The sequence below is a fragment of the Delftia sp. 11MD genome (genome assembly GCF_050907895.1).
GTDB classification, from domain to species: Bacteria; Pseudomonadota; Gammaproteobacteria; order Burkholderiales; family Burkholderiaceae_C; genus Comamonas; species Comamonas tsuruhatensis.
Genome location: NZ_CP194333.1, coordinates 700,001 through 702,500, shown reverse-complemented (window position 1 = coordinate 702,500; position 2,500 = coordinate 700,001). Strand labels below are relative to the sequence as shown.

The following is a 2,500-nucleotide window of genomic DNA, read 5'->3' as shown; positions in this document are numbered from 1 at the left end:
CCAGCACCGGGCAGGCGTCACACCCTATACGTCCACTTTCGTGTTTGCAGAGTGCTGTGTTTTTATTAAACAGTCGCAGCCACCGATTTTTTGCAACCGCTTTGGGCTCCCTTTGTACAAGTTCACCTACTTGCGGCATACCTTCTCCCGAAGTTACGGTATCAATTTGCCGAGTTCCTTCTCCAGAGTTCTCTCAAGCGCCTTAGAATACTCATCTCGCGCACCAGTGTCGGTTTGCGGTACGGTCGTGTGTAGCTGAAGCTTAGTGGCTTTTCCTGGAAGCAGGGTATCACTCACTTCGTCTGCAAGCAGACTCGTTATCACCCCTCATCTAAGCCCGGCGGATTTGCCTACCAGGCACGACTACAGGCTTGAACCAACATATCCAACAGTTGGCTGAGCTAACCTTCTCCGTCCCCACATCGCACTACACATCGGTACAGGAATATTGACCTGTTTCCCATCAGCTACGCATCTCTGCCTCGCCTTAGGGGCCGACTCACCCTACGCCGATGAACGTTGCGTAGGAAACCTTGCGCTTACGGCGAGGGGGCTTTTCACCCCCTTTAACGCTACTCATGTCAGCATTCGCACTTCTGATACCTCCAGCACCCGTTACCAGGCACCTTCACAGGCTTACAGAACGCTCTCCTACCACTTGCAATAAATTGCAAATCCGCAGCTTCGGTAACTGGCTTAGCCCCGTTACATCTTCCGCGCAGGACGACTCGATCAGTGAGCTATTACGCTTTCTTTAAATGATGGCTGCTTCTAAGCCAACATCCTGACTGTTTTAGCCTTCCCACTTCGTTTCCCACTTAGCCAATTTTAGGGACCTTAGCTGGCGGTCTGGGTTGTTTCCTCTTGAGTCCGGACGTTAGCACCCGGTGCTCTGTCTCCCAAGCTGTACTCTGCGGTATTCGGAGTTTGCATAGGTTTGGTAAGTCGCCATGACCCCTAGCCTAAACAGTGCTCTACCCCGCAGGTAATACTTGAGGCACTACCTAAATAGTTTTCGGAGAGAACCAGCTATTTCCAAGTTTGTTTAGCCTTTCACCCCTATCCACAGCTCATCCGCTAGTTTTGCAACACTAGTCGGTTCGGACCTCCAGTACCTGTTACGGCACCTTCATCCTGGCCATGGATAGATCACTTGGTTTCGGGTCTACACCCAGCGACTGGACGCCCTATTCGGACTCGATTTCTCTACGGCTCCCCTATTCGGTTAACCTTGCCACTGAATGTAAGTCGCTGACCCATTATACAAAAGGTACGCAGTCACCCTTGCGGGCTCCTACTTTTTGTAAGCATGCGGTTTCAGGATCTATTTCACTCCTCCCGGGGTTCTTTTCGCCTTTCCCTCACGGTACTGGTTCACTATCGGTCGATGATGAGTATTTAGCCTTGGAGGATGGTCCCCCCATATTCAGACAGGGTTTCTCGTGCCCCGCCCTACTTTTCTCTAGCTCAGTACCACCAGTCGGTTTTCACATACAGGGCTATCACCTACTATGGCCGGACTTTCCATTCCGTTTTGTTAACCGTCTGACTATCACTAGAAGGCTGTTCCGATTTCGCTCGCCACTACTTTCGGAATCTCGGTTGATGTCTTTTCCTCTGGGTACTTAGATGTTTCAGTTCTCCAGGTTCGCCTCGCATACCTATGTATTCAGTATGCGATACCCTTGCGGGTGGGTTTCCCCATTCAGAAATCTCCGGATCAAAGCTTATTTGCCAGCTCCCCGAAGCTTATCGCAGGCTATCACGTCTTTCGTCGCCTATCATCGCCAAGGCATCCACCACATGCTCTTAGTCACTTGACCCTATAACTTTGATCTCTCTTGCGAGATTTCGCCGTTTTCTTTCAAGGACTTGCGAGGTCTTTCACCTCGCGCGTTATGCCGTAATGTGAATGATTCTTTGACATTGCTGTCAGAGAAAGATTCGTCATTACTTGAATAAAACAAAGTTTCATTCGTTTTGACGCAATCAAAATGTTGCTGACGGCACGGTGAGATTGAAATCTCTTTCCGTCAGCAACGCTGATTTCGACTCTATGAATTTTTAAAGAACAGCCGATTGATAGTTGGATAACTATCAACACTAAAGCAGTCTCACACGAGACTGCTTTAGTGTTGAGTCAAATATTATAGCACGCTTTTTTCGTGCTTTTCTCATCCTGCAAGCTCTTCGCTTGTTGCCACCAGGCGATCTTGGTGGAGGATGACGGGATCGAACCGACGACCCCCTGCTTGCAAAGCAGGTGCTCTCCCAGCTGAGCTAATCCCCCGGGATCCTCGACAACCAGACATTGGAATCTTGGTGGGTCTAGTTGGGCTCGAACCAACGACCCCCGCCTTATCAAGACGGTGCTCTAACCAGCTGAGCTACAGACCCAGTCCACGCACCCTGCTACCAGGGCACATGGCTTGTTCCAACAACCGATAAGTGTGGGCGTTCAACTTGAACAGCAGTTTTCCAGAAAGGAGGTGATCCAGCC

Annotated in this window: 2 tRNA genes and 2 rRNA genes (2 of these 4 cut by a window edge); all 4 read right to left on the bottom strand. The window is 50.2% G+C overall.

The features are described 5' to 3' along the window. Positions 1-1,823: ribosomal RNA gene (locus tag ACRSCF_RS03220) — 23S ribosomal RNA — on the bottom strand; it reaches 1,048 nt to the left of the window's first position. Positions 1,824-2,214: 391 nt separating this feature from the next. Then, positions 2,215-2,290 (bottom strand) — tRNA-Ala (locus ACRSCF_RS03215). A gap of 30 nt (positions 2,291-2,320) precedes the next feature. Beyond that, positions 2,321-2,397: transfer RNA gene (locus ACRSCF_RS03210), tRNA-Ile, on the bottom strand. A gap of 85 nt (positions 2,398-2,482) precedes the next feature. Next, positions 2,483-2,500 (bottom strand): 16S ribosomal RNA (locus ACRSCF_RS03205) (it continues 1,514 nt past the right edge of the window). The 16S and 23S rRNA genes sit together here with 2 tRNA genes alongside, the layout of an rRNA operon.